At 37.8% G+C, this 21,988-nt stretch carries 41 protein-coding genes; all 41 read right to left on the reverse strand.

The window, feature by feature from the left end:
- Positions 1–81 precede the first annotated feature (81 nt).
- Positions 82–474, reverse strand: a complete 393-nt coding sequence (gene rpsI / locus FZC40_RS11660) for a 30S ribosomal protein S9 (RefSeq protein ID WP_148568151.1) — start codon at positions 472–474, stop codon at positions 82–84.
- 23 nt (positions 475–497) lie between these two features.
- Positions 498–935 (reverse strand): 50S ribosomal protein L13, encoded by a 438-nt coding sequence (rplM, locus tag FZC40_RS11665; RefSeq protein ID WP_148568150.1) that lies wholly within the window; start codon positions 933–935, stop codon positions 498–500.
- A gap of 154 nt (positions 936–1,089) precedes the next feature.
- The gene (truA, locus tag FZC40_RS11670) at positions 1,090–1,854 is read right to left on the reverse strand and encodes a tRNA pseudouridine(38-40) synthase TruA (RefSeq protein ID WP_148604553.1); all 765 of its coding nucleotides are present in this window, start codon (positions 1,852–1,854) and stop codon (positions 1,090–1,092) included.
- 9 nt (positions 1,855–1,863) lie between these two features.
- Positions 1,864–2,685 (reverse strand): energy-coupling factor transporter transmembrane component T family protein, encoded by an 822-nt coding sequence (locus FZC40_RS11675; RefSeq protein ID WP_148604555.1) that lies wholly within the window; start codon positions 2,683–2,685, stop codon positions 1,864–1,866.
- Positions 2,686–2,689: 4 nt separating this feature from the next.
- Entirely contained in the window at positions 2,690–3,544 is an 855-nt protein-coding gene (locus FZC40_RS11680) for an energy-coupling factor transporter ATPase (RefSeq protein ID WP_148604557.1), read from the reverse strand.
- On the reverse strand, positions 3,535–4,380 hold the full coding sequence (locus FZC40_RS11685; protein ID WP_148604559.1) for an energy-coupling factor transporter ATPase: 846 nt from the start codon (positions 4,378–4,380) through the stop codon (positions 3,535–3,537). Before FZC40_RS11685 ends, FZC40_RS11680 begins: the two co-directional genes overlap by 10 nt.
- A 189-nt stretch (positions 4,381–4,569) precedes the next feature.
- Positions 4,570–4,911 carry a 50S ribosomal protein L17 gene (gene rplQ / locus FZC40_RS11690; RefSeq protein WP_148568146.1) on the reverse strand — a complete coding sequence of 114 codons (342 nt, stop codon included), beginning with the start codon at positions 4,909–4,911 and terminating at the stop codon, positions 4,570–4,572.
- Positions 4,912–4,918: 7 nt separating this feature from the next.
- Positions 4,919–5,878 (reverse strand): DNA-directed RNA polymerase subunit alpha, encoded by a 960-nt coding sequence (locus FZC40_RS11695; RefSeq protein WP_148604561.1) that lies wholly within the window; start codon positions 5,876–5,878, stop codon positions 4,919–4,921.
- Positions 5,879–5,950: 72 nt separating this feature from the next.
- Positions 5,951–6,580 carry a 30S ribosomal protein S4 gene (gene rpsD / locus FZC40_RS11700; RefSeq protein WP_148568144.1) on the reverse strand — a complete coding sequence of 210 codons (630 nt, stop codon included), beginning with the start codon at positions 6,578–6,580 and terminating at the stop codon, positions 5,951–5,953.
- 15 nt (positions 6,581–6,595) lie between these two features.
- Positions 6,596–6,988, reverse strand: a complete 393-nt coding sequence (gene rpsK, locus FZC40_RS11705; RefSeq protein ID WP_148568143.1) for a 30S ribosomal protein S11 — start codon at positions 6,986–6,988, stop codon at positions 6,596–6,598.
- 12 nt (positions 6,989–7,000) lie between these two features.
- Positions 7,001–7,366, reverse strand: coding sequence for a 30S ribosomal protein S13 (gene rpsM, locus FZC40_RS11710; protein ID WP_148568142.1), 366 nt, complete (start codon positions 7,364–7,366; stop codon positions 7,001–7,003).
- 153 nt (positions 7,367–7,519) lie between these two features.
- On the reverse strand, positions 7,520–7,633 hold the full coding sequence (gene rpmJ, locus FZC40_RS11715; RefSeq protein ID WP_148568141.1) for a 50S ribosomal protein L36: 114 nt from the start codon (positions 7,631–7,633) through the stop codon (positions 7,520–7,522).
- Between the two features lie 13 nt (positions 7,634–7,646).
- The gene (gene infA / locus FZC40_RS11720) at positions 7,647–7,874 is read right to left on the reverse strand and encodes a translation initiation factor IF-1 (protein ID WP_026393614.1); all 228 of its coding nucleotides are present in this window, start codon (positions 7,872–7,874) and stop codon (positions 7,647–7,649) included.
- Between the two features lie 3 nt (positions 7,875–7,877).
- Positions 7,878–8,180 (reverse strand): KOW domain-containing RNA-binding protein, encoded by a 303-nt coding sequence (locus tag FZC40_RS11725; protein ID WP_148604564.1) that lies wholly within the window; start codon positions 8,178–8,180, stop codon positions 7,878–7,880.
- 12 nt (positions 8,181–8,192) lie between these two features.
- Positions 8,193–8,942, reverse strand: a complete 750-nt coding sequence (gene map / locus FZC40_RS11730) for a type I methionyl aminopeptidase (protein ID WP_148604566.1) — start codon at positions 8,940–8,942, stop codon at positions 8,193–8,195.
- Entirely contained in the window at positions 8,939–9,604 is a 666-nt protein-coding gene (locus tag FZC40_RS11735) for an adenylate kinase (protein WP_148604568.1), read from the reverse strand. The genes map and FZC40_RS11735 overlap by 4 nt, the downstream gene beginning before the upstream one ends.
- A gap of 23 nt (positions 9,605–9,627) precedes the next feature.
- Positions 9,628–10,887 carry a preprotein translocase subunit SecY gene (gene secY / locus FZC40_RS11740; RefSeq protein ID WP_148604570.1) on the reverse strand — a complete coding sequence of 420 codons (1,260 nt, stop codon included), beginning with the start codon at positions 10,885–10,887 and terminating at the stop codon, positions 9,628–9,630.
- 1 nt (position 10,888) lies between these two features.
- Positions 10,889–11,332 carry a 50S ribosomal protein L15 gene (gene rplO, locus FZC40_RS11745; protein ID WP_148604572.1) on the reverse strand — a complete coding sequence of 148 codons (444 nt, stop codon included), beginning with the start codon at positions 11,330–11,332 and terminating at the stop codon, positions 10,889–10,891.
- A gap of 11 nt (positions 11,333–11,343) precedes the next feature.
- Positions 11,344–11,526: a 50S ribosomal protein L30 gene (gene rpmD / locus FZC40_RS11750; protein WP_148604574.1), complete on the reverse strand. Its 183-nt coding sequence runs from the start codon at positions 11,524–11,526 to the stop codon at positions 11,344–11,346.
- A gap of 11 nt (positions 11,527–11,537) precedes the next feature.
- Positions 11,538–12,047 carry a 30S ribosomal protein S5 gene (gene rpsE / locus FZC40_RS11755; RefSeq protein WP_148568134.1) on the reverse strand — a complete coding sequence of 170 codons (510 nt, stop codon included), beginning with the start codon at positions 12,045–12,047 and terminating at the stop codon, positions 11,538–11,540.
- A gap of 17 nt (positions 12,048–12,064) precedes the next feature.
- Entirely contained in the window at positions 12,065–12,433 is a 369-nt protein-coding gene (rplR, locus tag FZC40_RS11760; RefSeq protein WP_148568133.1) for a 50S ribosomal protein L18, read from the reverse strand.
- Between the two features lie 40 nt (positions 12,434–12,473).
- Positions 12,474–13,010 carry a 50S ribosomal protein L6 gene (gene rplF, locus FZC40_RS11765; protein WP_148568132.1) on the reverse strand — a complete coding sequence of 179 codons (537 nt, stop codon included), beginning with the start codon at positions 13,008–13,010 and terminating at the stop codon, positions 12,474–12,476.
- Positions 13,011–13,034: 24 nt separating this feature from the next.
- A complete protein-coding gene (gene rpsH / locus FZC40_RS11770) occupies positions 13,035–13,433 on the reverse strand; it encodes a 30S ribosomal protein S8 (protein ID WP_148568131.1) in 399 nt (132 codons plus the stop codon).
- A gap of 33 nt (positions 13,434–13,466) precedes the next feature.
- Positions 13,467–13,652: a type Z 30S ribosomal protein S14 gene (locus tag FZC40_RS11775; RefSeq protein WP_148568130.1), complete on the reverse strand. Its 186-nt coding sequence runs from the start codon at positions 13,650–13,652 to the stop codon at positions 13,467–13,469.
- 13 nt (positions 13,653–13,665) lie between these two features.
- Positions 13,666–14,208, reverse strand: coding sequence for a 50S ribosomal protein L5 (rplE, locus tag FZC40_RS11780; protein ID WP_148568129.1), 543 nt, complete (start codon positions 14,206–14,208; stop codon positions 13,666–13,668).
- A gap of 20 nt (positions 14,209–14,228) precedes the next feature.
- Positions 14,229–14,543: a 50S ribosomal protein L24 gene (rplX, locus tag FZC40_RS11785; protein ID WP_148604576.1), complete on the reverse strand. Its 315-nt coding sequence runs from the start codon at positions 14,541–14,543 to the stop codon at positions 14,229–14,231.
- A gap of 14 nt (positions 14,544–14,557) precedes the next feature.
- The gene (rplN, locus tag FZC40_RS11790; protein ID WP_148568127.1) at positions 14,558–14,926 is read right to left on the reverse strand and encodes a 50S ribosomal protein L14; all 369 of its coding nucleotides are present in this window, start codon (positions 14,924–14,926) and stop codon (positions 14,558–14,560) included.
- Positions 14,927–14,953: 27 nt separating this feature from the next.
- On the reverse strand, positions 14,954–15,211 hold the full coding sequence (rpsQ, locus tag FZC40_RS11795; RefSeq protein ID WP_148568126.1) for a 30S ribosomal protein S17: 258 nt from the start codon (positions 15,209–15,211) through the stop codon (positions 14,954–14,956).
- A 28-nt stretch (positions 15,212–15,239) separates the two neighbouring features.
- Positions 15,240–15,443, reverse strand: a complete 204-nt coding sequence (rpmC, locus tag FZC40_RS11800; RefSeq protein WP_148568125.1) for a 50S ribosomal protein L29 — start codon at positions 15,441–15,443, stop codon at positions 15,240–15,242.
- Complete coding sequence (gene rplP / locus FZC40_RS11805) at positions 15,440–15,880, reverse strand: 50S ribosomal protein L16 (protein WP_148568124.1); 441 nt, start codon at positions 15,878–15,880, stop codon at positions 15,440–15,442. The genes rpmC and rplP overlap by 4 nt, the downstream gene beginning before the upstream one ends.
- A gap of 18 nt (positions 15,881–15,898) precedes the next feature.
- Complete coding sequence (gene rpsC / locus FZC40_RS11810) at positions 15,899–16,621, reverse strand: 30S ribosomal protein S3 (protein WP_148568123.1); 723 nt, start codon at positions 16,619–16,621, stop codon at positions 15,899–15,901.
- Between the two features lie 11 nt (positions 16,622–16,632).
- On the reverse strand, positions 16,633–16,968 hold the full coding sequence (gene rplV, locus FZC40_RS11815) for a 50S ribosomal protein L22 (protein WP_148568122.1): 336 nt from the start codon (positions 16,966–16,968) through the stop codon (positions 16,633–16,635).
- 18 nt (positions 16,969–16,986) lie between these two features.
- Positions 16,987–17,265 carry a 30S ribosomal protein S19 gene (gene rpsS / locus FZC40_RS11820; RefSeq protein WP_148604578.1) on the reverse strand — a complete coding sequence of 93 codons (279 nt, stop codon included), beginning with the start codon at positions 17,263–17,265 and terminating at the stop codon, positions 16,987–16,989.
- A gap of 41 nt (positions 17,266–17,306) precedes the next feature.
- A complete protein-coding gene (gene rplB, locus FZC40_RS11825; RefSeq protein WP_148604580.1) occupies positions 17,307–18,140 on the reverse strand; it encodes a 50S ribosomal protein L2 in 834 nt (277 codons plus the stop codon).
- Positions 18,141–18,193: 53 nt separating this feature from the next.
- On the reverse strand, positions 18,194–18,484 hold the full coding sequence (gene rplW / locus FZC40_RS11830) for a 50S ribosomal protein L23 (RefSeq protein ID WP_148568119.1): 291 nt from the start codon (positions 18,482–18,484) through the stop codon (positions 18,194–18,196).
- Positions 18,484–19,104: a 50S ribosomal protein L4 gene (gene rplD / locus FZC40_RS11835; protein WP_148568118.1), complete on the reverse strand. Its 621-nt coding sequence runs from the start codon at positions 19,102–19,104 to the stop codon at positions 18,484–18,486. The genes rplW and rplD overlap by 1 nt, the downstream gene beginning before the upstream one ends.
- 29 nt (positions 19,105–19,133) lie before the next feature.
- Positions 19,134–19,763 carry a 50S ribosomal protein L3 gene (rplC, locus tag FZC40_RS11840; RefSeq protein ID WP_148604582.1) on the reverse strand — a complete coding sequence of 210 codons (630 nt, stop codon included), beginning with the start codon at positions 19,761–19,763 and terminating at the stop codon, positions 19,134–19,136.
- A gap of 53 nt (positions 19,764–19,816) precedes the next feature.
- The gene (gene rpsJ / locus FZC40_RS11845) at positions 19,817–20,125 is read right to left on the reverse strand and encodes a 30S ribosomal protein S10 (protein WP_148568116.1); all 309 of its coding nucleotides are present in this window, start codon (positions 20,123–20,125) and stop codon (positions 19,817–19,819) included.
- 287 nt (positions 20,126–20,412) lie between these two features.
- Positions 20,413–21,279 (reverse strand): DegV family protein, encoded by an 867-nt coding sequence (locus FZC40_RS11850; RefSeq protein WP_148604584.1) that lies wholly within the window; start codon positions 21,277–21,279, stop codon positions 20,413–20,415.
- Positions 21,272–21,670, reverse strand: coding sequence for a DUF6483 family protein (locus tag FZC40_RS11855; RefSeq protein WP_148604586.1), 399 nt, complete (start codon positions 21,668–21,670; stop codon positions 21,272–21,274). The genes FZC40_RS11850 and FZC40_RS11855 overlap by 8 nt, the downstream gene beginning before the upstream one ends.
- Before the next feature lie 191 nt (positions 21,671–21,861).
- The coding region (locus FZC40_RS11860) for an EF-Tu C-terminal domain-related protein (RefSeq protein ID WP_475638846.1) at positions 21,862–21,988 on the reverse strand (127 nt) is incomplete at its 5' end.

Here is a 21,988-nt window from a genome sequence, read left to right on the forward strand (position 1 = left end):
TCCTACTTTCTTAATTAACTATTGTAACACTTAAAAGTCCTGCAACATTGAATGTCGCAGGACCCTGTGAAAAGTCTGTTATTAACGTTTTGAAAACTGTGGTGCACGACGGGCTTTTTTAAGACCGTATTTCTTTCTTTCAACCATTCGAGAATCTCGGGTTAAGTAACCGGCACGTTTAAGTGCAGGTCTCAGGTTGATATCCGCTTCAAGCAATGCACGGGAAATCCCATGTCTGATTGCTCCAGCTTGTCCTGTAAATCCGCCGCCATGAACATTAACGATCACATCATATGTATCCAGGGTTTCAGTTAATTTTAAAGGCTGTCTTGCGATTACTTTAAGTGTTTCCATTCCGAAAAATTCATCAATATCACGTCCGTTAATTGTAAATTTTCCACTCCCGGGTAATAAACGAACTCGGGCAACCGAGGTTTTTCTTCTTCCAGTTCCAAAATATTGTACTTTAGCCATTCTCTATATCCTCCTTCTCAGCGTTAAAATTCGTAAACTTCTGGCAATTGCGCAGCGTGTGGATGTTCACTACCAGCATAAACTTTAAGTTTTGTAGCGACCTTATCCCCTAATTTGTTATGAGGGATCATACCCTTTACTGCTTTGAAAACCAAAAGTTCTGGTTTCTCAGCTAAGAATTTTCTGTAAGTCATTTCCTTTAACCCTCCGGAATAACCGGAATATGTTTTGTATAATTTCTGATCCAATTTGTTTCCTGTCAATACAATTTTTTCAGCATTGATAATAATTACAAAATCACCGCAATCCATATGTGGTGAATAAATCGGTTTGTTTTTACCTCGCAAAATATCAGCAACTTCTGTAGCTAATCTTCCTAATACCTTACCTTCTGCATCAATAACATACCATTTACGGTCTATTTCATGAGATTTGGCCATTTTTGTAGCATTCGCATTCATCTCAAAAGTCCTCCTCAGTTTATAATTTCTTATTTGTTTTATTTTTGGTTTTCCGATAAGTGGGAGTTATCGGAAATCGTATTTTCTCGTATCTGGGCTAAGGATACATTAACGTCCATCATTAATTTTATAGCATCTTCCCGGGTGTGTCAAGTTATTTGTTCTCATTTAAGTCTAATTTATTCTCATAATACACTTCTTTAAGATAAAGCCCGTATGCAGGTGCTGTAATCCCCGCTAAACTTCGATCCTTGCTTAAAATGATCTTTTGTATATCAAGGGCGGCAATACGATGACGTCCAACTTCATAGAGGGTTCCCACCATAATCCGAACCATGTTGTATAAAAAGCCATTTCCTTTAAACGTAATTTCTCGAAGACTGTCATTTTTCTCAAAAGAAATCTCTTCAATTGTTCGCACCGTGCTTTTGACCGAACTTCCACTTGCCATAAATGATCTAAAATCATGTTCACCAATAAAATGCGCTGCAGCTTCTTTCATCGCTTTCCAATCAAGGGAATCGGCAACATGAAATGCCAAATCTGTTGTAAAAGGACTAACCACCTGGTCTTCACATATTTTATAAATATAGCTCTTTCCTTTTGCATCATAACGGCTATGAAAACTTTGATCACACCACTGGCTTTCAAGAATACGAATATCATCCGGCAGCTTTGTATTAAGCGCTTTATAAAAAGCATCCGGAGGGATTGTGGATTCAGTTAAAAAATTCGCACATTGTGCAATTGCGTGAACTCCGGCATCCGTTCTTCCGGAACCGATAAGGTTTATTCGTTCACCAGTTAATTGTTTAATCGCTTTTTCAATAGTTTCTTGAATCGTAATGCCGTTGGTTTGAACCTGCCATCCAGAGTAATGGGTTCCGCGATAACTGATAATCAATTTTATATTTTTCATTTTTTCTCTCTATATAGGAAATATCAGCGGCATCTTTATCATCGTTGTTAAGATCAAACCACCGATCATCATAAACATTAGGACAAAAGAGACGCGATCTCTATTTTCAAATATCAGCTGGTTCATCCGCGTTCTGTTTTCACCGCCTCGATAGCACCGGGCTTCCATTGCTGTTGCTAGTTCATCGGCTCTTCGAAATGCCGAAATAAATAGCGGTATCAGAATCGGAATAAGATTTTTTGCTCTTGAAATAATGTTGCCTGTTTCAAAATTTGCACCTCTCGCTTTTTGTGCTTTCATGATCCGATCAGTTTCTTCCATTAAAGTTGGGATAAATCGCAGTGCAATTGACATCATCATGGAAAGCTCATGCGCATAACGACGAACAAATGGAATAAATCGCATACACCATTCCATGCCATCGGTTAAATCTAGCGGCGACGTGGTTAGTGTCATGATACTGGTTCCAACAATTAGAAATATCAATCGCAAAGCCATAAATGTCGCAATCTTCAATCCTTCCAAAGTTATGTTAAAAGGACCAAGTGAGGCAATCACGTTTCCAGGTGTCATAAACAAATTTAACGTCACCGTTAATAATATAATGAGTACCAACCCTTTAATTCCACGGATAATATATCCCACAGGAATTTTTGATATCAGCGTAACAACAACTAATACTAAAAAAGTAGCTAAATAGCCCCATAAATTGTTAATACAAAATAACATCACAATATACGCGGTCGTAAACAATAGCTTAGTCCGGGGATCCAATTTATGAATAACCGATCCGGTTGGATAAAACTGTCCAATAGTAACATCTTTTAACATCTTGTTACCCTCTTATGACTTTGAGAATTTCGTCTTTTGCTGCTTCCACGGTAAAAATATCTTCTCGTATTTCGGGATATTTTGTTTTAAGTCGTTTCATAAGGTATGTCACCTCCGGTACAGCTAGTCCAATGCTCTCAAGTGTCTCTATTTCCGTAAATACACGATTAGGCGAGTCATAAAATACAACTTCACCGGCATTCATTACTAATATTTTTTCAACTAATCTTCCAATGTCTTCCATGCTGTGTGATACTAAAATCACCGTCATTTTTTTTTGTGTATGCAGCGATTTAATTTGTGCCAGTATTTCTTCCCGGCCTCTTGGATCAAGACCTGCTGTTGGTTCATCAAGGATTAATACCGATGGTTCCATAGCCAAAACACCTGCTATGGCAATTCTCCGCATTTGTCCTCCTGAAAGTTCAAAAGGTGATTTATCCTTAACTTCATCATAATTCAATCCAACCATTTTTATTGATTGCCGGACTCGGTTGTTCACGTCTTCTTCAGATAAGCCTTGATTCTTCGGACCAAAAGCCACGTCCTTTTGGACAGTTTCTTCAAACAGCTGGTGTTCCGGATACTGAAAAACCAAACCGATCCGATGACGTAGTTGAATCATTTCTGATTTTTTTTTATTGAAGATATCCTCGCCATCAACCAATACAGTTCCTGATGTCGGTGTTAACAATCCGTTAAGGTGCTGTATCAATGTCGATTTTCCTGAACCGGTATGCCCAATAATCCCGATGAAACTGCCGTCTTCAATCGTAACATTGATATTATTGAGTGCCTGAAATTCAAAAGGCGACCCTTTTGAATAAATGTGTGAAAGATTTCTAATTTCTACCGACATAAAGCATCCACCATTTCATCAATACTGAGAATATTATCTCTGATGTCCATTCCCGCATTTCTCAGTTCATAAGCAAGTTCCGTCATCTGCGGAACATCTAAACCTATTTTTTTAAGGGCGCGAACATTTTTAAATATTGATTCCGGTGACCCTTCCATTACGATTTTACCTTGATCCAAAACAATAATACGATCTGCATTTATAATTTCACTCATATAATGTGTGATATGAATCACTGTCATATTTTTATCCCGATTCAATTTCTTGATGGTTTCCATAACTTCACGTCGTCCTGAAGGATCTAGCATTGCAGTCGGTTCGTCAAAGATAATGCATTCAGGTTCCATCGCTAAAATTCCGGCAATTGCGACACGTTGTTTCTGGCCTCCAGATAATTGATGTGGCTTTTGATGTGCATATGCCTGCATTTCCACTGTTGCTAGTGCCCGATCAACTCGTTCTCTGATTTCCAAAGAAGGAACTCCAAGATTTTCTGGGCCGAAAGCAACATCGTCTTCCACAATAGTAGCGACCAATTGGTTGTCAGGATTTTGAAATACCATTCCAGCCGTCTGGCGAATATCCCACAAATGTTCATGATCCTTTGTGTTTAATCCATTGACAATTACATCGCCTTTTGTGGGAAATATAATGGCATTAAGTAATTTAGAAAGTGTTGATTTTCCAGATCCATTATGACCAATAATCCCAACAAACTCGCCTTTATCAATATGAAAATTCACACCACTTAAAGCATTAACAGATTCGTTTTCGTTGTTACCAGGATATACAAATTGAACATCCCGTACTTCGATCATTTTTACTTTTTGTTCCATAGTCACTTGTTTATTCCTTCTTTGGTGTTAATCATGAGAATTTTACAGGTCGAAACTACACGCTTGTTTCGACCTGTTCCCGGACAGTTGCCAAAATGCAATATCTGCTTCTTCTCTTTATTGACCTGCAAATGCAAGAAAGGGACTAAGCATAAATAACATCTTAATCCCTTTCTTTTGCATCATAAATTATACTAATTCAATTATAGCCATTTCTGCGCCATCGCCGCGACGTGGTCCAACTCGATAAATTCGAGTGTACCCACCGTTTCTTTCAGTATATTTAGGTGCTATTTCGTCAAACAACTGTTTAACTACAACTTCTTGTGTTATATATGCAATTGCCTGCCTTCTGGCATGTAAGTCGCCTCTTTTACCTAATGTGACCATTTTATCTGCTAATCTTTTAACTTCCTTCGCTCTGGTTACGGTAGTTTCTATTTTCCCGTGTTCTAGAAGGGCTGTGGTAAGATTACGCAATAATGCTCTTCGCTGATCAGAGGGACGGCCTAGTTTTCGATATCCCGCCATAGTACTATTACTCCTTTGCCTTTTCTTCTTCTTGACTCAAGGACAACCCAATTTCTGCGAGTTTGTGCTTGATTTCATTAAGAGATTTACGTCCGAGGTTACGTACTTTAATCATATCCTCTTCACTTCTTTGTGTTAATTTTTCGACTGTATCAATATTCGCACGTCGCAAACAATTACTGGATCTCACTGAAAGTTCCAATTCTTCAATCGACATTTCACGAATACGTTCTTTTTCACTTTCTTCTTTTTCAACCATGATTTCCACAGTTGTAGCATGTTCGGTTAAATTGATGAACAAGTTAAGGTGTTCACTTAATACCTTAGCTGCCAAAGACAAAGCTTCTTCCGGTGTTGTCGTTCCATCCGTCCATATATCGATCGTTAGCTTATCAAAATCGGTGATTTGTCCAACGCGGGTATTTTCCACTAAAAAATTAACTTTTAAAATGGGAGAAAAAATTGAATCCATTGGAATTGTCCCAATCGGCATTCCTGGATACTTGTTTTTATCTGCCGCTACATAACCTCGACCTTTTTCGATCCGCATTTCCATATTGAGGGTTCCACCCTTAGCTAAAGTAGCTATATGCATCTCAGGGTTAAAAATATCTACATCAGAATCTGCTATAATGTCTCCTGCTGTAATTTCGCCTTCTTCTGATGCTTCAATATAAATTACTTTTGGTTCGTCTGAATATATTTCCGCCGCTAGACCCTTGAGATTTAAAAGGACTTCAATAACGTCCTCCTTAACTCCTGGGATGGTAGAAAATTCATGTAAAACGCCTTCTATTTTAACTGATGTTACTGCCACACCCGGTAAGGATGATAACATAATTCTTCTTAGACTATTACCCAGAGTTGTTCCATATCCTCTTTCTAAAGGTTCAATGACAAACCGCCCATAGGTTTCGTCGTCTTTTTTATCAACAATTTCGATAATTGGTTTTTCGAATTCGATCATTTATCAAGACCCTCCTACTTATTTATAATCCATTCATTAACATGAGGGTTAATTGGTTCCCGAACATGTAGCCTATTTAGAATACAATTCAACAATAAGATGTTCAGCAATTTCGACATCAATGTCTTCTACTGCCGGTCTTCCAATGATTTTACCTGATAGAGTTTCAACATCTTTAGACAACCAAGGTACAACTGTTCTATTTTCGGTCACTTCTATAATGTCTTTGAATTTTTGAGACTTTTTACTCTTTGGTCGAACTTCAATTGTATCTCCTTCTCTGGTAATGTATGAAGGAATATTTATTTTTTTACCATTAATAAGGAAATGCTCATGATCTACTAATTGTCGAGCTTCCTTACGAGAAGTAGCTAAACCCAATCGATAAACTACATTATCTAAACGTGACTCTAAATGGATTAATAAATTATGACCTGTAATTCCCTTTTGTTTTTCAGCAATTTCAAAATATGATCTAAACTGTTTTTCCAATATTCCGTAAATACGTTTTGCTTTTTGTTTTTCACGTAATTGAAGTCCATATTCTGATATTTTTGTTCTTCTTTTTCCATGTTGGCCAGGTGGTGTTGGACGTCTCTCAAACGCACATTTATTCGTTGAATAACAACGTTCTCCCTTAAGGTACAATTTTGCACCTTCACGTCTACACTGTCTGCATGAAGCTTCTATATTTCTTGACATTTCTTCGCCCTCCTATTATACTCGTCGTCGCTTAGGTGGTCGACAACCGTTATGTGGAATAGGCGTAACATCTCGGATAAGGGTAATTTCCAATCCGGCCGCCTGTAAAGCACGAATAGCTGCCTCACGTCCTGAACCAGGGCCTCTGACTAAAACCTCAACAGTTTTTAATCCATGCTCCATGGCTCCTTTAGCAGCTTCTTCTGCTGCCATTTGGGAAGCAAAAGGCGTACTCTTACGAGAACCTTTAAAACCTAAACCACCAGAACTAGCCCAAGATAAAGCATTCCCGGACATATCTGTAATGGTAACAATTGTGTTGTTGAAAGAAGATTGAATATGGGCTTGACCACGTTCGATATTCTTTTTAACTTTTTTTACTTTTCTTCTCGATTTTTTTACTGCCATTATTAAGCCCTCCTATTTCTTTCTTCCAACTGTTCGTTTAGGGCCCTTACGTGTTCTGGCATTTGTCTTTGTCTTCTGTCCTCTGACTGGAAGACCTCGACGATGACGCAACCCTCTGTAAGATCCAATTTCGATCAATCGTTTAATGTTTAAGTTTACTTCTCGACGAAGGTCTCCTTCAACAGTGTATTTTTCATCCAAGATATTTCTAAGATCATTGACTTCAGTTTCAGTCAAATCTTTAACTCTAGTATCAGGGTTGATATTCAAAGCTTTTAAGATCTGTAACGATCTAGAATGCCCAATACCATAAATATAAGTTAATCCAATTTCTACCCGCTTATCTCGGGGCAAATCGACTCCGGCAATTCTTGCCATAGGGTGTGTACCTCCTAAATTGTTTTCTAAATACTGAGGATTAAGTCGTGTTAGTGACGTAACTCATTAACTCTCAGCGATTTGTTTCACTTTATCTCATGAACATGACTAAAATTGCCGCGGCCATGTTCTTTTTTTCTGGTTTCGACGGATTTAACCTTGTCGTTGTTTGTGTTTTGGGTTTTCGCAAATTACCATAACACGGCCATTCCTTTTAATGATTTTGCACTTTTCACAAATTTTTTTTACTGATGATCTAACTTTCATTTAAATGCCTCCTTTATGATTTCCCTTTCCCACGCCATACGATACGCCCGCGGGTCAAATCATATGGGGATAATTCAACAACTACCTTATCGCCAGGTAAAATACGAATATAATTCATACGAAGTTTTCCCGAAATATGTGCAGTTATCTGATGTCCATTTTCCAATTCTACTAAGAAAATAGTGTTAGGTAATGACTCCACAACAGAGCCTTCAACCTCGATAACATCTTTTTTGGCCATTGATCAAACCTCCTCACGATTCTCATCCCCAACACCATTAGGCATGTGATAGGACTCGAGTATTTTTCTAATCTCAGCGTTACTTATCTTTTTTCCATCTAATATTTTATCACGAATATCTGTGGCAATGTGATTCGTCTTCGCTAAGTGTTTGATCTTCTTTTTTTTTGGATTACTCACTTTACGAAGTTTTCCATTGCATACATAGATGAACTGATCATCCAACACTTCAATAACCACCATAAACTGACCCTTATCACGACCAGCTACGGAACGAACCACTTGTCCAACTATAAAACCATTCATTTGTTCACCAACCTAGATCACTGTTAAAAGCTCAGGTTCGGCAGTTCCAGTTATCAATATCGTATGCTCAAAATGTGAAGAAAGTTTGCCATCTGTGGTGACAACCGTCCAGTCATTATCAAGCACAACGACATCATAGGTTCCAACATTCACCATTGGTTCAATAGCTAATGTCATTCCCTGACGCAAACGCGGTCCGTGTCCTTTTAATCCATAATTGGGGATCGGGGGATCTTCGTGCATTTTCTTTCCAACGCCATGTCCAACATAATCGCGAACGACTGAGAAACCATTTTCTTCAACATAAGTTTGTACTGCATTTGATATATCGGATAACCGATATCCTTCTCTTGCATAAACTATACCTTTGAAAAAAGATTCTCTGGTAACATCAATTAGTCTTTGTGCCTCTTTAGAAATATTTCCAACCCCATGGGTCATGGCTGCATCTCCGACGTAACCCTTGTAAGTTGCCCCAATATCGATACTGATAATATCACCTTCCAGTAGCTTGCGCTTGCCTGGAATACCATGAACGACTTCTTCGTTAACTGAAGCACAAATTGATTTTGGAAATCCTCCGTAACCCTTGAAAGTTGGAATCGCATCTGCATCCTTAATGAATTTTTCAACAGCGTGATCCAATTCCAGAGTTGTTATTCCCGGTCTTATCAATTTCCCCACCAAGGCATGGGCACCGGCGACAATACTGCCTGCATGCCTCATAAGTTCAATTTCCTTGTGAGATTTTATGGTTATCATATTGTATTAACTCCGTCTAAAACTCTCTTTATGTCTTCAAAAACATCATTCATATTTTGGAGTCCATTAATATCAACAATCTTTTGTTTTTCTTTATAAAATGCTATCAGTGGTTCTGTTTGTTCCTGATATACCTGAATTCGTTTTTTCACCGTCTCAACCTTGTCATCTTCTCGTTGATACAAAGAAGCACCGTCTAAATCACAGACTCCTTCAACCTTGGGAGGATTAAAAATTACATGATAGGTTGCCTGACAGCTTGGACAGATTCTTCGTCCAGAAATCCTCTCGACTAAAACATCTAAAGGTACTTCTAAATTAATCGCAAAATCCAATTCCAAATCTCTTTTCCTGCTGATTCCATCTAAAGCTTCAGCCTGAAAAACGGTTCGTGGAAATCCATCCAGTAAAAAACCATAACCTGCACTCACAACGTCGTCATGAGTGAGACGATCCTCTACCATATCAACTACCAGGTCATCCGGCACCAAAAGGCCCTTTGCCATAAAATCTTTTGCTTTTTTCCCGAGGGGAGTATCATTGTTCATATTTTCTCTAAAAAGATCACCGGTTGAAATATGAGGGATATTGTAGGTTTCACAAATAAGTTTTGCCTGCGTCCCCTTACCAGCCCCCGGAGGTCCTAATAATACAATTCTCATTTCTCATTCATCTCCAGTTTATACTATGATTTTAAAAATCCCTGATGGTTTCTCATCATCATTTCCGACTCAAGTGTTTTAACTACTTCAAGAGCTACACCAACAATAATTAGAAGACTAGTTCCTCCAAATTGAAGATTGACTCCCATAACATTGCCTACAAAAATAGGAATAATGGCAATAATCGCTAAAAATGCGCCACCAAATAATGTTAATCGATTCGTAATTCTTGACAAATAATCAACCGTTGGTTTTCCCGGTCGAATTCCTGGAACATAACCACCTTGTTTTTTTATATTGTCCGCTACATCATACGGATTAAATGTTACAGCCGTATAAAAATAGGTAAACGCAATTATTAATACAACATAGATGATCGTTGCTGCAACTGATCCCCATGAAAAATAGGTTGTTACCCAATTTGCAAAAGCCGATGTCGGAAAAAAGCTTGAAATTGTTGCTGGAAATAATGTTAATGAACTTGCAAATATTACTGGAATAACTCCTGCCATATTTACTCTTAGTGGAATGTGAGTACTTTGACCACCATACATTTTTCTTCCCACAACACGTTTTGCATATTGTACGGGAACTCTCCGTTGACCTTCATTAACTGCAACTACTCCAAATACAACAACAACTATAAAAACAAGGAATAATATTAAGCTAATGGCGGTCATGGTTCCAATTGTAATATAATTATACATCTCAGAAATTCCTGACGGAATTCTAGAAATAATACTGACAAAAATAATCAGTGAAATACCATTACCAATGCCATTTTCGGTGATCTGTTCACCTAAGTACATAAGAAAAGCTGTTCCTGCAGTGATACATAAAACAACTGTAAAGACAGTTAGTGTTGTCTTCTCAGTCAGTAAATTACCAAAGGATAAACTCATTCCCAGAGCCTGGATTATTGCTAATAATATTGTTAAAAAGCGCGTGTACTGTGCTAGTTTCTTACGCCCTTCTTCACCTTCTTTTTGCAATTTTTCCAAAGCCGGAATAGCAAATGCCAGTAGATTCATGATGATCGATGCATTAATATAAGGAGTTATACTCATCGCAAAAATTGTGAAATTTTTAAAGTTACCTCCAGAAATAATGTTAAACAATCCAAACATTCCATTGTCATTGACAAGTGAGCTTAACTGTGTAAGATCAACAAACGGGACCGGTATGAAGGATCCCAATCGATATACAAACAGCAATGCTAGGGTAAATAATATCTTCCGTCGCAGATCTGGTATTTTCCAAGCATCCTTCAAAGTAGAGACCATATTAGATCACCTCTACCTTTCCTCCTCCAGCGAGAATCTTCTCCTCAGCCGATTTGCTGATTTTATGCGCTTTTATTGTAAATGCCTTTTCAACTTCTCCGTTTCCAAGGATTTTCACGCCGTCTCTTAATTTTCTAACAAAGCCATATTCCATTAATAACTCTGGCGTAATAACTGTGTTTTCATCAAATGCATTAAGATCTCCAACATTTACGATAGCAAATATTTTTTTGAATCGAGCATTTGAAAATCCGCGTTTAGGTAAACGTCTTGCCAACGGCATTTGTCCACCTTCAAAACCGACTCTAACACCACCGCCAGAACGAGATTTCTGTCCATCAGATCCACGTCCAGCTGTTTTTCCAAGACCAGAACCGGTACCACGTCCTTTACGCTTGGGTGCTTTTTTAGAACCTGGGGCTGGACTTAAAGTATGTAACTTCATATTGACGCCTCCTATACTTCTTTTACGTCGAGCATAAAATCTGTTCGATGAATCATGCCGCGAATTTGAGGGGTATCATTATGCGTTACGGTCTGTCTAATTTTCTTTAAGCCTAAAGCCTCAATTGTTGCACGTTGTTTTTTATTGCGCCCAATCAGACTTTTCTTAAGTGTAATTTCTAATTGTTTAGCCATAATGACTCCTCCTAATCTATTATTTCTTCAGGTTTCTTACCACGTTTTGCTGCGACTTCTTCTAGTGTCGTTAATCCAGCCAGGCCTGCCATTGTAGCATTAACCATATTACGTGCGTTGTTTGATCCTAAAGATTTAGTACGAATATCTCTTACTCCAGCTAATTCTAGAACTGCTCGAACGGGTCCACCAGCGATAACACCAGTACCTTTTCCAGCAGGTTTTAGTAAGACATGACCAGCGCCAGCTTCACCATTAATTGCATGTGGAATGGTTGTTCCAACCATTGGCACTTTAATTAATGATTTCTTTGCTTCATCAATGCCTTTACGAATAGCATCTGGAATTTCCATTGCTTTTCCTTTACCGACGCCAACATGACCGTTTTCGTCTCCAACAATCACAAGACAGCTGAATCTGAAGTTACGACCACCTTTTACAACCTTTGTAACTCGGTTGATAGCGACTACTTTTTCCTTCAATTCTGGCAACGTACTTGGATCGATTTTTTTGTTTTGCATCAAATGACCTCCTTTACTTAGAATTTCAGGCCGGCTTCACGAGCGCCATCAGCCAATTCTTTTACTCTACCATGATATACATAACCGCCTCTATCAAATACAACGGCTTCGATTCCTTTTTCAAGGGCACGTTTTGCTACTGCTTGTCCAACTACTTTCGCAGCAGATTTATTTCCTCCATTTGATAACTGACCTTTAAGATCAGAGTCATTGGAAGAAGCGGAAACCAATGTGATACCTTTTGTATCATCAATAATTTGAGCATAAATATTTTTATTACTTCTAAACACGTTCAAACGTGGTTTCATTTCAGTTCCAGAAATCTTATTTCTGACCCGATAATGACGTGCGACACGTAATTTATTTTTAATCGGTTTCTTGATCATCGAGTTTCACTCCCTTCATTATCTTTGACGGGTTAGCAGGCTATTTCCCTGTTTTACCTTCTTTACGTCTAACTACTTCATCAGCATATCTTACGCCATGACCCTTATAAGGTTCAGGTGGACGTTTTGCTCGAATGTTGGCGGCATAAGCCCCCACTGCTTCTTTGCTAATGCCTTTGATGACGACTTTTGTATTCGTCTCCGGAACAGATTCGACTCCTTCAGGATCTTCCATCTCTACCGGATGTGAGAATCCTAAATTCATAACCAACTTGTTCCCTTTTTTTTCTGCTCTATATCCTACTCCACTGATTTCCAATGTTTTTGTAAAGCCCTTGGTAACGCCTGTAACCATATTTTGAATTAAAGCACGTGTTAAACCATGAAGCGATTTATGCAGCTTACTTTCAGATGGACGTGAGACAACAACTTCGCTCTCTTGAACATCGATGATGATATCAGGATGAAATGTTCTAACCAGTTGTCCTAACGGACCTTTGACCGTCAAGGTTTGACCATCTTTTTGAATGTCGACTCCCTGGAGGATCACAACGGGTGCTTTCCCAATTCTTGACATCTTTTTACCTCCTGTCTTAATTTGTTACCAAACGTAACATATCACTTCGCCGCCAACACCGGCTTTTCTTGCTTTTTTATCTGTCATAACACCTTTTGATGTGGATATGATAGCAATGCCAAGACCATTTAAAACCTTTGGCACTTCATCTTTTCCTGCATATACTCTTAAACCGGGTTTAGAAATTCTTTTAATGCCTGCTACGACACGACTTTTATTTTCTCCGTATTTAAGAGCAATTTTAATTATTCCTTGTTTTTCATCTGTGATGTAATCGACTTTATTAATATAACCTTCTTCTAAAAGAATTTGAGCAATCGCTTTCTTTTCTTTAGAAGCAGGCATCTCAACCATTTTATGACCTGCATTGTTTGCATTTCTAATGCGTGTTAACATATCCGCAATGGGATCAGTCATAACCATACTCGGTACCTCCTTTTCTGTGCTGGTTTGTTTTTACCAGCTTGCTTTTCTTACGCCAGGAATCTCGCCTTTATATGCTAATTCTCGGAAACATATACGACAAACACCGAATTTTTTTAAAACAGAATGTGGTCGTCCACAAATTCGACATCTAGTATATTCCTGAGTTGAATACTTTTGTTTTTTTTGTTGCTTTACTTTCATTGATTTTTTTGCCACTTTAACGTCCTCCTTATGCTCTACTGAATGGAATGCCAAGCAGTCTTAACAGTTCATGAGCTTCTTCATCTGTTTTTGCCGTTGTGACAAACATAATATCCAAGCCTCTGACCTTTTCGACCTTGTCATAATCAATTTCAGGAAAAATGAGTTGTTCCTTAATACCAAAAGCATAATTACCACGTCCATCAAAGGATTTGTTTGATAAACCTCTGAAGTCACGCACTCTAGGAAGGGCAACATTAAATAACTTATCCGTGAATTCGTACATGCGATCACTTCTTAAAGTTACTTTCGCTCCAATGTTCATGCCTTCTCGGACTTTAAAATTAGCAACTGACTTTTTCGCTTTTGTAATTATTGGTCTTTGACCAGCTATTATTCCAAGGTCAATCACTGCTGCTTCTAAAGCTTTAGAGTTATCTTTGCAATCTCCTAAACCCATGTTAAGTATAACTTTTTCAAGTTTAGGAACTTCCATGATATTTTTATATTGAAATTTTTCCATTAAAGCTGGAATCACTTCAGTAAGATATTTGTCTTTTAATCTGGGCATATTGATCCTCCTTCCCGAAATTAATTATTAAATGTTTCATTGCATTTTTTACAGTATCTAACTTTTTTGCCATCACTCAACACTTTATGTCCGGTTCTTACACCTTTATCACATTTAGGACAATATATCAAGACGTTAGAAGCCTGAAGGCTTCCTTCTTGTTTAACAATACCACCTTGTTGCATTTGTTGTGTTGGTTTTTGATGCTTAGTTACCATATTTACATTTTCCACAAGGACTTTTCCATCTTTAGGATAAGATTGAATCACTTTTCCTTTTTTTCCTTTGTCCTTACCGGAAATAACCACTACGATATCATCTTTTTTAATATGCATCTTTCATTTCCTCCTTAAAGTACTTCAGGAGCCAAAGATACGATTTTCATGTATTTCTTGTCCCTTAGCTCTCTTGCGACAGGTCCAAAAATACGAGTACCTTTTGGGTTTTTATCATCTTTTATAAGAACCGCTGCATTTTGGTCGAACTTGATGTAACTTCCATCGTCTCTTCTGATTCCACTTTTTGTTCTTACGACAACGGCTTTAACAACGTCGCCTTTTTTAACATCGCCACCGGGTGCAGCACTTTTAACAGCACACACGATAACATCCCCGATATTTGCATATCGACGACCGGAACCACCAAGAACTCGGATGCACAATAATTCCTTTGCACCGGTATTATCTGCTACTTTTAGTCTCGATTCTTGTTGAATCATCCGAAATACCTCCTTCCGCACATTAACTTATAGTGCTTTTTCTACGATTTCTACTAATCTCCAACGTTTGTCTTTGCTCAATGGTCTTGTTTCCATTATTTTTACGGTATCACCGATTTTACATTCGTTTTGTTCGTCATGGGCTTTAAACTTTACAGTCTTTTTGACTCGTTTTTGGTATAAAGGATGCTTTCCAAAGCTTTCAACTGCAACAACAATTGTTTTTTCCATCTTATCGCTGACAACTTTACCAACTCGAGTTTTTCTGTAATTTCTTTCTTCCATAAGCTAAACCTCCTTATCTATTGGTTTATTATGCTTCGTCTGACTTCATTGCACGTTCTTGCATAATTGTTTTGATGCGTGCATAAGTCTTCTTGACATCTTTGATGCGCATTGGATTTTCCAACTGGCCTGTAGCATGTTGAAATCTCAAATTGAATAACTCTTCTTTAAGGTCACCCAATTTTTCGGTAAGTTCTAAATTCGATAATTCTCTTAATTCACTTGGTTTCATGACTCATCACCCACTTCTTGCGCTTCCTGATCTTTGCGAGTGATAAATTTTGTTTTAATTGGCAATTTATGCTGAGCAAGACGCATAGCTTCCCGAGCAATCTCCTCAGGAATTCCGGCAATCTCAAACATTACTCTACCTGGTTTTACCACTGCAACCCAATACTCTGGCGAACCTTTACCGGAACCCATACGAGTTTCTGCTGGTTTCTTTGTAACAGGTTTATCTGGAAATATTTTAATCCAGACCTGACCACCTCTTTTAATATATCTGGTCATAGCAACACGAGCAGCTTCTATCTGATTTGCAGTAATCCATGCTGGTTCTAGTGCTTGAATAGCGTAATCTCCATAGGTAATTTTATTACCACGAAGTGCTTTTCCTTTCATACGACCTCTATGTACTTTTCTACGTTTTACACGTTTAGGCATTAACATATACGTTGTCCTCCTCTCTTAGTTTTCTGTCCTGTTAGTAGGAGCTTTACGACGAGTATTTTTTTTAGCTTTCGCATCATCTTCAGCAGTAACCGCTAAAACATCTTCACGTCCCGTTAAAATTTCACCTTTATTGACCCAAACCTTCACGCCTACTTTACCGTAGGTGGTGTCAGCTTCAGCAAAACCGTAGCTAATATCAGCTCTTAGCGTTTGAAGTGGCACTTGGCCTTGAGCATAATGCTCATTACGTGCCATTTCAGCACCATTCAAACGTCCTGCTACTGCAGTTTTAATACCCTTTGCTCCAGCTCGCATGGTTCGTTGCATTGTTTGTTTCATTGCACGACGGAAAGAAATTCTTCTTTCTAATTGTGCTGCGATATTTTCAGCAATAAGCTGCGCATCCATATCGACATTTTTGACCTCTACAATATTAATAAACACAGTTTTTTTGGTCATTTTTTCAAGTTCAAGTCGTAAAGTATCGATACCTGCACCACCACGACCTATAATCATGCCTGGTTTAGCAGTAAAGATATGAATCTTGACCTTGTTACCAAAACGTTCAATAACTATTTTAGAAATACCCGCCTGGTATTGATTTACTTTTATATATTTTCGAATATCGTGATCTTCAATTAAACAATCTGCAAAATCTCTGTCGTTAGCAAACCATTTTGCATTCCAGTCCTTAATAACGCCAACTCTAAATCCGTGAGGATTGACTTTTTGACCCATCTATGCCCTCCTTACTCTTTTTCTTTTAATACGGCTGTAATATGAGACGATCTCTTTCGAATAATCATGGCACGTCCCTGTGCACCCGCTCTGAATCTTTTTAGTGTAGGACCCTGATTAGCATATACTTGATCAATATATAAATTTTCAGGATTCATATTAAAATTGTTTTCAGCATTTGCTAAAGCAGATTTTACAACTTTATCAATTATTTTCGCTGCTTTATTTGGTGTTAATGCTAAAATACTTAATGCTTCTCCAATGCTTTTGCCTCGAATTAAATCAGCCACTAACTTAGCCTTTCTGGATGAAACACGTACATATTTAGCTGTCGCTCTTGCTTCCATTCGTATACCTCCTTTTGGCTATTTTAATTTAGATTTCTTTTCTCCAGCATGACCTCTGAAGGTTCTGGTTGGCGCAAACTCACCGAGTTTGTGTCCTACCATATCTTCGGTAACATAAACTGGAACATGTTTTCTTCCATCATGAACTGCGATGGTATGCCCTACCATTTGTGGAAAAAGTGTGGAGCTTCTTGACCATGTCTTTAATACATTCTTTTCATCTTTTTCGTTCATTGCTTCGATGCGTTTAAGTAACTTTTCATCACAAAAAGGTCCCTTTTTTAATGATCTACTCATTGTTCATCCTCCTCTCGATTCGTCATCTTATGGTTGAGTGTTTATTTTTTATTTCTTGATCTTACAATATATTTATCGGAAGGTTTATTTTTCTTACGTGTTTTATAACCCATCGCTGGTTTACCCCAAGGAGTAACTGGACCAGAACGTCCGATTGGTGCTTTTCCTTCACCACCACCATGTGGATGGTCATTTGGATTCATTACCGAACCACGTACAGTTGGTCGAATGCCCATATGTCTTTTACGACCGGCTTTACCAATTCGCACATTTTGATGGTCTAAATTTCCGACTTGACCAATTGTAGCTCGACATTCAATTCGAACCATTCTCATTTCTCCAGAAGGCAATCTCAGTGTCGCATAATTCCCATCTTTCGCCATAAGTTGTGCACTTGTTCCAGCTGAGCGAACCAATTGTGCGCCTTTGCCTGCTTTTAACTCAACATTATGAATGGTTGTACCAACTGGGATGTTTTTCAATGGCAAACAATTACCAATGGTGATATCTGATTCAGGTCCTGAAACGATAACATCGCCAACTTTTAATTTTAATGGTGCAACAATATAACGTTTTTCACCATCTGCATAGTGAATTAATGCTATGTTTGAGCTTCTATTTGGATCGTATTCAATTCCTGCGATTTTTCCAGGAACATTATCTTTATTTCTTTTAAAATCAATAATTCGATATTTTCTTTTTGCTCCACCACCATGATGTCTAACGGTGATACGACCGTATGCGTTACGGCCTGCGTGTTTTTTTAGTGGTGACAATAAAGATTTCTCAGGCACAGTTTTAGTGATTTCCTCGAATGTATTGACACTCATATTTCTACGCCCAGGGGACGTTGGTTTATACTTTCTAATACCCATTATTCGCTACCTCCTTTTTGTATGCTTCTCGGGTTGTAGTCTCGCTTATGTGATTATACGCCTTCGAAGAATTGGATGCCCTTACTTCCAGGTGTTAACTTCACGATGGCCTTTTTCCAATTAGATCTTCGGCCAACGAAACGTCCGGTTCTTTTTATTTTACCATTCATATTCATTGTGTTTACTTTTTCAACTTCAACACCGAATATTACTTCAATTGCATTTTTTATTTCAATTTTATTCGCTCTTTTATCTACTTTAAATGTAAACTTTTTTTCTTCTGCATCTGCCATACTACGTTCTGTAATAATTGGCTTGATGATAATATCACGAGGATTTTTCATTATGCGTATACCTCCTCAATTTTTTCTAATGCTTCCTGAGTCATAATCAATATATCATACTTCAACATATCATATACATTCAATTCATTGACCGTCGTGGTTGCGACTTTAGGAATATTGCTTGCTGAACGAATAACTGCTTCATTGTTTTCTGGAAGTACAATCAAGGCTTTTTGAACATTGATATTATTCAGTACGGCAATCATTTCTTTTGTTTTTGGGACATCCATCGCTAATTGATTTAATACGCGAATTTCATTGTCCTGTGCTTTTGCCGAGAAAACTGATTTCATAGCTAAAGCTTTAACTTTTTTATTAACTTTTTTACTGTAGTCTCTTGATTTCGGTGCAAACACCACACCGCCGCCCTTCCACAATGGAGATCGGATTGTGCCGGCACGAGCCCGACCTGTTCCCTTTTGTCTCCAAGGTTTTCGACCGCCGCCACGTACTTCCGAACGTGTCAAAGCTGAGCGTGTTCCTTGTCGTCTATTTGCAAGCAGTGCTACCACTACTTCATGTACTACATACTCGTTGGGTTCGATTCCGAAGATTCCTTCGCTTAACTCGACATCACCAACAACATTTCCTTTTACATCTAAAATGTCAATTTTAGGCATTTAATTTCCTCCTTTCAGGCTTGATTTTTTTATGCTTTAACGCTGCTTTTAATTGTAATAAGTGCTCCTCTGATGCCTGGTACCGCACCCCTGATTAAGAGTACATTGTCTTCAACATCAACTTTAACAATTTCTAAATTAATAGCAGTCACATTTTTGTTTCCCATTTGGCCAGGAAGCTTCTTTCCTTTAAAAACTCTTGAAGGAGAAGAACACGCTCCCATGGAACCTGGTCTTCTGTGATATTTTGAACCATGAGCCATCGGTCCTCTGGATTGGCCATGTCGTTTAATGACCCCCTGGAATCCCTTACCCTTTGATTTGCCTGAAATATCAACATGATCTCCAGATTCAAACATATCAGCCTGAATCAATTGTCCCGTTTCATAGCTTGCATAATCATCAAGCTTAAATTCACGGATTACTTTTTTATATTCCACACTGTTTTTGTCATAATGACCCTTTAAAGGTTTTGTCATTCGACGTTCCTTCACTTCACCGAAAGCCAATTGAAGAGCTTCATATCCATCAACTTCAATGGTTTTCTTTTGAAGCACAACACAAGGTCCTGCTTCAACTACAGTTACAGGAATAACAGTGCCATCTTCTGTGAAAATCTGTGTCATTCCAATTTTTCTACCAATAATCGCTTTTTTCATTGTTTCCTCCTAAATATCATTGGATTGCTGAGCAATCATAATACCATTGGGGTCTATAGTTTAATTTCTATATCAACGCCTGCTGGTAAGTTCAATCGCATTAATGCATCCACAGTTTTTGGTGTTGGATTTAAAATATCAATCAACCGTTTGTGTGTGCGCATTTCAAATTGTTCTCTGGAATCTTTGTACTTATGCACTGCACGAAGAATCGTAATGATTTCTTTGTCTGTTGGCAGTGGCACCGGACCAGATACGCTAGCACCTGTTCTCTTTGCTGTTTCAACAATTCGTTCAGCTGATTGATCCAAAATTTTATGATCAAACGCTTTCAACCTGATTCTAATCTTTTGTTTTGCCATACCTAAATTTTACCTCCTTATTTATTTCTAATCGTCATTTAGGTACTCCAATCACGTGTCAACCCATCCGGGTGTTTCATCATTATTTTTTTCAAAATGACTAAAGTCATTCTGATGGAATTGTATGATATTCGTGATTGTCGTCCGATTCTTAGATCGTGACATACTCCGTGAAAATTAACCTGTCTAAGGCGACAGCAACCTCTCACTTCATCGCAGAGTGTCAACCTTCCCTATTATACAAGAAAAAAACGCCCTTAGCAAGCGTTTTTTTGATTTTTTTTTATTTATTTTAATATTTTTTCCGGAGGCATGTCCAGAAAATATATTCCTGTACCTTGAAGTCCTAAATGGGCTGCTAAAACACAGCCAATCGGTACCGGTTCAATTTTTGTAACGCCCATTTCTCGCAAAGCACTTTCATACTCTTCAACGGGTTTCATGGAACCAGTATATGCTATACCAACGTTCTGGTCAAGATAATCCTTAATATTTTGAGCGGTTATTTCGACAACTGTTCGTTGCGCTTTTTTACTTCCCCGAGATTTGCCAATGACTTTTAATTCTCCATTTTCAACCGATACGATGGGATGAATTTTCAGAAAGCCACCGACAACTGCTGTCCCCTTGGATACTCGACCACCCATGTATAGCCAATTCAAATCTTCGATACTAAAATAGAAATGAGCATGAGGAATGAATTTCTTTGCTGCATCAGCCAAATACTCAAGATTTTTCCCCTGTTCAATGAGTTTCAAAAGTTCTACTGCTATAATGGCTATACTTCCCCCGCTGTGAAGACTATCAACTATTTTACATTTAAAATCCGGATATTTTTCTAAAACATCTTTTAAAACAAAGCCCGCTGTTTCATAACTTCCTGACAGCTTTGAAGAGAATGTAAGATACAGACATTCTTCGTTATTTTTTGCGCAATTTTCGAAATATTCGATAAAATCTCCTGGATTTACTTGGGACGTGGTAGGCACGATCCCCTGTTCCATAAATTCATTCATCCTTCTTAAATCAATTTCTCGTTTATCCCGATATGCTTTTCCTTCAATAATTACATTTAATGAAACCATATCTAAATTCGGATGGTTTACATAATCTTTAGGTAAATCACACATACTATCAACCAAGAGTCTAATCATTTCTTACTTCTTTCCAATTCCGTCTATTAGAATCATTGTATTTTTTCTGATAAATTTCTTTTATCTGATCTAAGCTTTCAAATGCTTCTTCTCGAGAATAATTTTGTTCCCGTAAATATTCATCGCTCATTTTAAAAACTTCCGAATAAAATTTTTCTGACAATTTCAGATGTTCAAGTTTAGGATCTTTTTCAATTGTTTCAAACAAAGCATTCTCAGCTTCATTTATTTTTCCATTATAAATCATTTCCTGGAAATGATAAAACAAGTAATCATCTTCGATCATTGCAACTTGTTCTTTCTCAATTTCAAATTTCTCTTTTCGGAATATTTCGATTACAAATTTAGAAAAGCTCTCAATTTCTCTCATGAGGAAATCATTTTTTAACATCTTATTCTCTTATCGCTTTCTTCGTTATTTGTTATTTGTTATTTGTTATAGATGATACCACAAATCATATCCCTTTTCCTATCAAATATTGTTTTTGTGAATTTTTCACGTTAATAAGACCGCCTCTCAGAATGAGAGGCGGTCTTTTATTCATTAAAATTTTACATATTTTTCGAAAACTGGCTGCAACTTTAGTCTACGATAATTTTCGCAACAACTCCGGATCCAACTGTTCTTCCGCCTTCACGAATAGCGAAACGTAAGCCTTCTTCAATCGCGATTGGGGTAATCAAGGTGATTTCCATTTGAACGTTATCT

It is taken from the genome of Acetobacterium tundrae, assembly GCF_008086615.1.
GTDB lineage: Bacteria > Bacillota > Clostridia > Eubacteriales > Eubacteriaceae > Acetobacterium > Acetobacterium tundrae.

Bases quoted from the DNA above. Each gene is read 5' to 3' on its own strand.
- rpsI (WP_148568151.1), bottom strand. From the start codon at position 474: ATGGCTAAAGTACAATATTTTGGAACTGGAAGAAGAAAAACCTCGGTT.
- rplM (WP_148568150.1), bottom strand. From the start codon at position 935: ATGAATGCGAATGCTACAAAAATGGCCAAATCTCATGAAATAGACCGT.
- truA (WP_148604553.1), bottom strand. From the start codon at position 1,854: ATGAAAAATATAAAATTGATTATCAGTTATCGCGGAACCCATTACTCT.
- FZC40_RS11675 (WP_148604555.1), bottom strand. From the start codon at position 2,685: ATGTTAAAAGATGTTACTATTGGACAGTTTTATCCAACCGGATCGGTT.
- FZC40_RS11680 (WP_148604557.1), bottom strand. From the start codon at position 3,544: ATGTCGGTAGAAATTAGAAATCTTTCACACATTTATTCAAAAGGGTCG.
- FZC40_RS11685 (WP_148604559.1), bottom strand. From the start codon at position 4,380: ATGGAACAAAAAGTAAAAATGATCGAAGTACGGGATGTTCAATTTGTA.
- rplQ (WP_148568146.1), bottom strand. From the start codon at position 4,911: ATGGCGGGATATCGAAAACTAGGCCGTCCCTCTGATCAGCGAAGAGCA.
- FZC40_RS11695 (WP_148604561.1), bottom strand. From the start codon at position 5,878: ATGATCGAATTCGAAAAACCAATTATCGAAATTGTTGATAAAAAAGAC.
- rpsD (WP_148568144.1), bottom strand. From the start codon at position 6,580: ATGTCAAGAAATATAGAAGCTTCATGCAGACAGTGTAGACGTGAAGGT.
- rpsK (WP_148568143.1), bottom strand. From the start codon at position 6,988: ATGGCAGTAAAAAAATCGAGAAGAAAAGTAAAAAAAGTTAAAAAGAAT.
- rpsM (WP_148568142.1), bottom strand. From the start codon at position 7,366: ATGGCAAGAATTGCCGGAGTCGATTTGCCCCGAGATAAGCGGGTAGAA.
- rpmJ (WP_148568141.1), bottom strand. From the start codon at position 7,633: ATGAAAGTTAGATCATCAGTAAAAAAAATTTGTGAAAAGTGCAAAATC.
- infA (WP_026393614.1), bottom strand. From the start codon at position 7,874: ATGGCCAAAAAAGATGTTATCGAGGTTGAAGGCTCTGTTGTGGAGTCA.
- FZC40_RS11725 (WP_148604564.1), bottom strand. From the start codon at position 8,180: ATGAATGGTTTTATAGTTGGACAAGTGGTTCGTTCCGTAGCTGGTCGT.
- map (WP_148604566.1), bottom strand. From the start codon at position 8,942: ATGATAACCATAAAATCTCACAAGGAAATTGAACTTATGAGGCATGCA.
- FZC40_RS11735 (WP_148604568.1), bottom strand. From the start codon at position 9,604: ATGAGAATTGTATTATTAGGACCTCCGGGGGCTGGTAAGGGGACGCAG.
- secY (WP_148604570.1), bottom strand. From the start codon at position 10,887: ATGGTCTCTACTTTGAAGGATGCTTGGAAAATACCAGATCTGCGACGG.
- rplO (WP_148604572.1), bottom strand. From the start codon at position 11,332: ATGAAGTTACATACTTTAAGTCCAGCCCCAGGTTCTAAAAAAGCACCC.
- rpmD (WP_148604574.1), bottom strand. From the start codon at position 11,526: ATGGCTAAACAATTAGAAATTACACTTAAGAAAAGTCTGATTGGGCGC.
- rpsE (WP_148568134.1), bottom strand. From the start codon at position 12,047: ATGCAAAACAAAAAAATCGATCCAAGTACGTTGCCAGAATTGAAGGAA.
- rplR (WP_148568133.1), bottom strand. From the start codon at position 12,433: ATGATCAAGAAACCGATTAAAAATAAATTACGTGTCGCACGTCATTAT.
- rplF (WP_148568132.1), bottom strand. From the start codon at position 13,010: ATGTCAAGAATTGGGAAAGCACCCGTTGTGATCCTCCAGGGAGTCGAC.
- rpsH (WP_148568131.1), bottom strand. From the start codon at position 13,433: ATGGTTATGACTGATCCCATTGCGGATATGTTAACACGCATTAGAAAT.
- rplE (WP_148568129.1), bottom strand. From the start codon at position 14,208: ATGCCCAGATTAAAAGACAAATATCTTACTGAAGTGATTCCAGCTTTA.
- rplX (WP_148604576.1), bottom strand. From the start codon at position 14,543: ATGCATATTAAAAAAGATGATATCGTAGTGGTTATTTCCGGTAAGGAC.
- rplN (WP_148568127.1), bottom strand. From the start codon at position 14,926: ATGATTCAACAAGAATCGAGACTAAAAGTAGCAGATAATACCGGTGCA.
- rpsQ (WP_148568126.1), bottom strand. From the start codon at position 15,211: ATGGAAGAAAGAAATTACAGAAAAACTCGAGTTGGTAAAGTTGTCAGC.
- rpmC (WP_148568125.1), bottom strand. From the start codon at position 15,443: ATGAAACCAAGTGAATTAAGAGAATTATCGAATTTAGAACTTACCGAA.
- rplP (WP_148568124.1), bottom strand. From the start codon at position 15,880: ATGTTAATGCCTAAACGTGTAAAACGTAGAAAAGTACATAGAGGTCGT.
- rpsC (WP_148568123.1), bottom strand. From the start codon at position 16,621: ATGGGTCAAAAAGTCAATCCTCACGGATTTAGAGTTGGCGTTATTAAG.
- rplV (WP_148568122.1), bottom strand. From the start codon at position 16,968: ATGGAAGCAAGAGCGACAGCTAAATATGTACGTGTTTCATCCAGAAAG.
- rpsS (WP_148604578.1), bottom strand. From the start codon at position 17,265: ATGAGTAGATCATTAAAAAAGGGACCTTTTTGTGATGAAAAGTTACTT.
- rplB (WP_148604580.1), bottom strand. From the start codon at position 18,140: ATGGGTATTAGAAAGTATAAACCAACGTCCCCTGGGCGTAGAAATATG.
- rplW (WP_148568119.1), bottom strand. From the start codon at position 18,484: ATGAAAAATCCTCGTGATATTATCATCAAGCCAATTATTACAGAACGT.
- rplD (WP_148568118.1), bottom strand. From the start codon at position 19,104: ATGCCTAAAATTGACATTTTAGATGTAAAAGGAAATGTTGTTGGTGAT.
- rplC (WP_148604582.1), bottom strand. From the start codon at position 19,763: ATGAAAAAAGCGATTATTGGTAGAAAAATTGGAATGACACAGATTTTC.
- rpsJ (WP_148568116.1), bottom strand. From the start codon at position 20,125: ATGGCAAAACAAAAGATTAGAATCAGGTTGAAAGCGTTTGATCATAAA.
- FZC40_RS11850 (WP_148604584.1), bottom strand. From the start codon at position 21,279: ATGATTAGACTCTTGGTTGATAGTATGTGTGATTTACCTAAAGATTAT.
- FZC40_RS11855 (WP_148604586.1), bottom strand. From the start codon at position 21,670: ATGTTAAAAAATGATTTCCTCATGAGAGAAATTGAGAGCTTTTCTAAA.